Source organism: Zooshikella ganghwensis DSM 15267 (assembly GCF_000428585.1).
In the GTDB taxonomy this organism is placed as follows: Bacteria; Pseudomonadota; Gammaproteobacteria; order Pseudomonadales; family Zooshikellaceae; genus Zooshikella; species Zooshikella ganghwensis.
In genome coordinates this window covers 1-5,340 of record NZ_AUAF01000215.1, presented here as the reverse complement: position 1 = coordinate 5,340, position 5,340 = coordinate 1, and the positions used below count along the sequence as shown (strand labels likewise).

Sequence of the window (5,340 nt, the reverse complement as noted above, 5' to 3'; positions counted from 1 at the left end):
AGCAAGGTGGACTTTATTCACGAGTGATAGGCTTTGCACGTCATCAGTTGAAAGTAGGTATGATGAATATAGTTTATAACATGAGGCGGTTCGTGACATTAAGTAGGAAAAGTGCGCCTGCAATTTGAAAAAAGGAAGAACTATCTCTTTTTGTAAGATAGTAGTTAGCACTGTAGAGCCCATAAAACGTGAATTTTGGTGTCAAATAATAAACAATCGTATTTACCTTCTATAATTTAAGATCTTTCCTAAAAATATTGAAATTTTGGTAACATTTTTAGAGGTACCCTTATTAAAGCATCATCAAATTGGACAACTTTATTTTCATTAAAAAATTAATGCATCTTGTTATATACCCAATACGAATGGTTTTTAGATACGGCCATCAAGTGACGAAGCCGTATGAGCTTATATGAATAGGTTATTGGGTTGGCAGTTAAATGCGCCTGTATAAACTGCATTCCCACTATCCTAGGTCGTCAAGAGTGTAGATAACAAAACCCAGAAGCCATACGTGCAGGGTATAACCACATGAAAAGTTTTGAACACCGATTTCACGCCTACCCCATAGTTTATTATATGCTTTTTTTATTCTATTTTTCTACATAACCTCTCTAACTTTCTGCTCAACTGCTTTAACTATATCATTAATTACAACCCAATCTTCAAAGGGAACATTTTGCAAGTCAATATTCATTTTTTTTTCTAATGTAGCTATAATACAAATCAGTTCTGTTGAATCTAGCAGCAACTCATTTTCCAGACTGGTACTTTCTTTTAACTCACTGACATGAATTTCAAGATATTCAGCTAGTGTATTATAAATAGAATTTACTTTTTCATTAGACATCTTTTATCTCACAAAAAAATAGTCGATTAAACTCCAGCCTTACAGTACGGTGCAGGCAGTCAATATCTCAGACAAATTATCCAATTAAGAATCAAACTCCATAATTACTAACAGCTGACTTATCACACTAGTTATACAAGTATTAGTAATTTAGTGTTTTGCTATGCGGGCATTAGAAAAAAATTTTATGATGGAGTCAATTAGACTAAAGTATATTCTTCACGAATCATTTTTAGGGTTTGTTGTCAGCGCTCTTGACCACCAAGGATAGTGGGAATGCAGTTTATGCATAATGACATGGATGTCATATAGTAGAGCAATGCAGGCGCTATTGCCGAGGAGCATTTAACGGCCACCCAAGTCTCTTATTAATATAACCGCCCAGCAGCGCTGCTATATCAATTACAGTGGCCACCGCAAGTTTCACAGCAGTAAACTTGCCCAGGGGCTTCATCGCTTGACGGCCCAGCTAGCACCATTAAAAAACTGTTGATGCTATCGCTTGTCTTAACAGAACAAACTAGCCCCACTAAAAACCCTTCGTTGTGGGTATATATTATCGTGAGATACTCTATCAACGGGTTTAAGTACAGTTTTATCAGCCTCTCCCCATCAAATGATCAAAATTCACTCACCATCATCTATATTCGTCATATAGGATGCAAACTATACATCAAAATATTATTATTGCTTTCTTAAGCGTGATGAGGTACGGCAAAAAGCAGCTAGGCAATGCTTGAATCAGTTTGTTAATATACCATCGCACGGTATACGTTAAGCCAGTAGTAGTGAAATGAATTACCTTGCCCATATCGTATTATCCAAAAAAAACATTGAGTATCAGCTCGGCAATTTACTGGCTGATCCGCTTAAAGGGAAACCATGGCCTGGTTGTAGCTCATCGCATCGAGATGGTATACAAATGCACGGCTGGATTGATTCATTCACTGATACCAATCAACATGTAAGCAGAGCAAAAACCAGACTTGGTACAAAAGGGTACCTTAAAGGAGTGGTAGTCGACATTATATTTGATCATTTATTAACTAAGCACTGGGGGCAATTCATTAATACTGAGCTAAATGAGTTTATTAGTACATTCAATAATAATTCTCTCAAGACTATAGATACTCTACCTGAGTCAGCTTCTGACTTTATTAAGCGAGTTATTTCTCATAATATTCTTTCAAGTTACGTAAATTTTTCGGGTGTAATTTTTGCCCTTAATCGCTTAGATCATCGGCTATCCCCAAGAATACTTGCCAAAGAAACCGCATCAAGCTACTTACCCGCAATAACCGCAAATCTTGAATCAATTGAAGAAGATTTCCTTTTATTCTTTCCAGAAGTAGCCAATTTTTTTATTAATAAAAGCGGCTCATCAGAGCAAGAACGATGGTTAAAATAAACCTGTTTATCAGCACTTAATCTGTTACAATGCGCCTCACGAAAACCTCAATGTGCTCTCGTAAGAACCTCCTTTAACACTTACATTAACTAATCATTGTCGTAGTCAAGGTTAAAGGCTGTTCAATTACACAGAGGTGAAGCCCAACACCAAGGGTGAACAACCTCTAGAGTTGCAATGACAGGCAACAACAGAATTCAGGTATTCTTAATGCACCACACCGCTTTTAGCACCCTTAAGCTGCAGCCAGCGTTACTACAAAACCTGGCATCCCTTAGTTACAAAGCCATGACCCCCATTCAGCAGCAAAGTCTACCTGCCATTTTGCAAGGACAAGATGTTATTGCCCAAGGAAAAACAGGATCAGGAAAAACCGCAGCTTTTGCACTGGGCTTACTAAACAAGCTTGATGTTAGGCACTTCAGAATCCAATCGCTGGTACTGTGTCCCACAAGAGAGCTGGCAGATCAGGTCGCCAAAGAAATTCGCAAGTTAGCCCGCACTATCCACAATATTAAAGTGCTCACGTTATGTGGCGGTATGCCATTTGGCCCTCAAATTAGCTCACTTGAGCATGGTGCTCATATCATCGTAGGTACACCTGGCCGTATAGAAGAGCATTTACGTAAAGGCACTCTTCAACTGGATCACTTAGACGCATTTGTACTAGACGAAGCTGATCGCATGTTAGACATGGGCTTTCAAGATGCGCTTGATGCGATTATCAATAAAATACCTAACCAGCGACAAACACTGTTATTTAGTGCAACCTACCCCGATCAGATACAAGCCATTGCCAGCCGTATTATGCAGCACCCTCTCATGGTGCAGGCAACGACAATGGACAACCCCACAAAAATTAAACAATATTTTTATAAACTAGAAAATAATAAGCAACGTGATACTGCATTACGACTAGCGCTTATCAAATTCGCCCCCGTATCTGCAGTGGTTTTTTGCAGCACCAAACAAGCAACACAAGAGGTCGCGGAAACGTTACGCCAACATGGATTCAGTGCTTTAGCATTACATGGCGATTTAGAACAAAAAGCTCGTGATCAAGTACTTGTTAGGTTTGCTAATCAGAGCATTACCATTCTCGTAGCCACAGATGTAGCAGCCCGTGGATTGGATATTGACTCTGTTGACCTTGTTATCAATTACCATATTGCCAAAGACCCTGAGGTGCATGTACATCGCATCGGACGTACGGGTAGAGCCGGTAGCAAAGGCACAGCTTGTACTCTTTACTGTGAAAATGAACAGCATAAAATGGCAAAAATTGAAGATATGCTGGATACATTCATTCAACCAGAACCACTTCCCGCTTTTAATCTATTAGAAAAACGTTCCGATAAACCATCTATGGTTACGTTACAAATAGATGGAGGAAAAAAACAAAAAGTAAGACCAGGTGATATTCTTGGAGCATTAACAGGTAAAAATGGTATTGCAGGGAAACAGGTCGGCAAAATCCATATTTTTGACAATTGTGCATATGTTGCCGTATCACGAGAAGCGAGTAAACCCGCCTTAAAAAAGTTATCTGAAGGAAAATTAAAAGGCCGTTCTTTTCGGGTAAGAAGAATTAGAGGTACATAATGATACTCAAAACGAAGTGTTGTTAGCATATTACAACTGAAACTTTTCCCTTAATAATTTATTCAAAATTTTAAGGGATTGACTTGTTGTAACCAGCCACCATCTTGAATATTATTTAGTCAATGATCACAAGGAGGGTGGCATTATGGATAAAGGCATTTTTTTACTCGTAAAGTTTGGTGAAAGTGAATTTATGGAAAGATTTCACCATGAAGGTGAAATTTTATTACAACGATTAAGAATGTTTAGAAGACCTGTATACAATGCTCAGCGTCGTGATATTTACGAAGGATTCACACATATAGTACAACGCAGTATATCGTCAATAACAGCTCATAATAAAGTTATTAAAAATCATTATAACCCAATTATATTTGATACTCGAAATGATAACCCTTACATTTATTGTATGTGTGCAGTTAATCCTACACACTTAAGCCATAATACTAAGCCGCTCATCGACAAAACATGTTTTGAACTAGGCGATACTGCTGTCATTATAAAAAATCCTTTCTTTTTTTTAGATAAAATACAAAATTATTGCCATCGAAATAACTATCAAATCGATAGTGGACATATTAGTTATATTGATTTTAATAAGTACCAGGGAAAACTGTCTTTATTCACAAAATCAATTTATTTTGAGCATCAAAAAGAGTATCGTTTGAGCATTGATACACATAACTCCGTTAGCTCACCACTAAAAATCAAACTTGGCAGCTTATCCAAGGAAGGTGTTTCAATTATCTGCAAAAATCACGAAACAGAAAAGTATATAAGACAGTTTATTTAAATTATTAGCATATAAACTCTCACCAACCTTCCGAAAACAATAATACCCCATAACCATTTAAAAAATATATAAGTACAAAAATACCCGATTAATATGAGCAATAGTAACCAGTCACTATAAGTATATTAATTATTGAATACTAACGACAGCACAAATTCACCAATGCAGATTGAACAAGTCAGTTACGTCAACTATCTTTAAACATGCCCATCAATAATAATGTTAAGCGCGCAATCCATAGCGATTTTAAACAGCTATGATTGCTATCGCTAATCTTCACAGAGCAGACTCATCCTGCAACCAGCCCTGCGTTTTGGGTATTGGAAATACCATATCAAACAACTAAAAGGAATTAACCCCCAATTAAAATGACAACATATCAGAGATGCAAAACATAATTCCACTTTAATAAATTTGAGGTTAAAAAAATTACAACTACTGTTTTTAACTCATTCATAAATTAACAGGGAGTTTATTATGGCTAATGGAAATGTACTCGCCTCAATTTGTGTTGCCCTGATATGCACTGGTAATGCATTTGCACAGAGCAATAACAAACACGAGCATGAAGGATTTTCTAACATTAAAATCTATGTACAGGACAAAAAGCTGAATAAATAAGAAAAATCAATTAGTTAGAAGTGAATTGATCCCTCATTGGTATTACAATTCAGGCTGCGAAACCAT

4 protein-coding genes are annotated in these 5,340 nt (G+C 36.9%); 3 read left to right on the top strand and 1 reads right to left on the bottom strand.

Annotation, left to right across the window (positions count from 1 at the left end; genetic code table 11):
* Window positions 1-601 precede the first annotated feature (601 nt).
* Complete coding sequence (locus F607_RS0124230; RefSeq protein WP_027710117.1) at window positions 602-850, bottom strand: acyl carrier protein; 249 nt, start codon at window positions 848-850, stop codon at window positions 602-604.
* 793 nt (window positions 851-1,643) lie between these two features.
* Here F607_RS0124230 and F607_RS31580 point away from each other — a divergent pair.
* From F607_RS31580 to F607_RS0124210, 3 genes are all read left to right on the top strand, one after another.
* Window positions 1,644-2,258, top strand: coding sequence for an acyl carrier protein phosphodiesterase (locus F607_RS31580; RefSeq protein ID WP_051311800.1), 615 nt, complete (start codon window positions 1,644-1,646; stop codon window positions 2,256-2,258).
* 210 nt (window positions 2,259-2,468) lie between these two features.
* The gene (gene dbpA / locus F607_RS0124215; RefSeq protein WP_027710116.1) at window positions 2,469-3,860 is read left to right on the top strand and encodes an ATP-dependent RNA helicase DbpA; all 1,392 of its coding nucleotides are present in this window, start codon (window positions 2,469-2,471) and stop codon (window positions 3,858-3,860) included.
* Window positions 3,861-4,005: 145 nt separating this feature from the next.
* Window positions 4,006-4,653, top strand: coding sequence for a hypothetical protein (locus tag F607_RS0124210; protein WP_027710115.1), 648 nt, complete (start codon window positions 4,006-4,008; stop codon window positions 4,651-4,653).
* Window positions 4,654-5,340 lie beyond the last annotated feature (687 nt).

What these genes read in the sequence shown, in the direction of transcription:
- F607_RS0124230 (WP_027710117.1), bottom strand. Translation starts at nt 850, where the DNA reads ATGTCTAATGAAAAAGTAAATTCTATTTATAATACACTAGCTGAATAT.
- F607_RS31580 (WP_051311800.1), top strand. Translation starts at nt 1,644, where the DNA reads ATGAATTACCTTGCCCATATCGTATTATCCAAAAAAAACATTGAGTAT.
- dbpA (WP_027710116.1), top strand. Translation starts at nt 2,469, where the DNA reads ATGCACCACACCGCTTTTAGCACCCTTAAGCTGCAGCCAGCGTTACTA.
- F607_RS0124210 (WP_027710115.1), top strand. Translation starts at nt 4,006, where the DNA reads ATGGATAAAGGCATTTTTTTACTCGTAAAGTTTGGTGAAAGTGAATTT.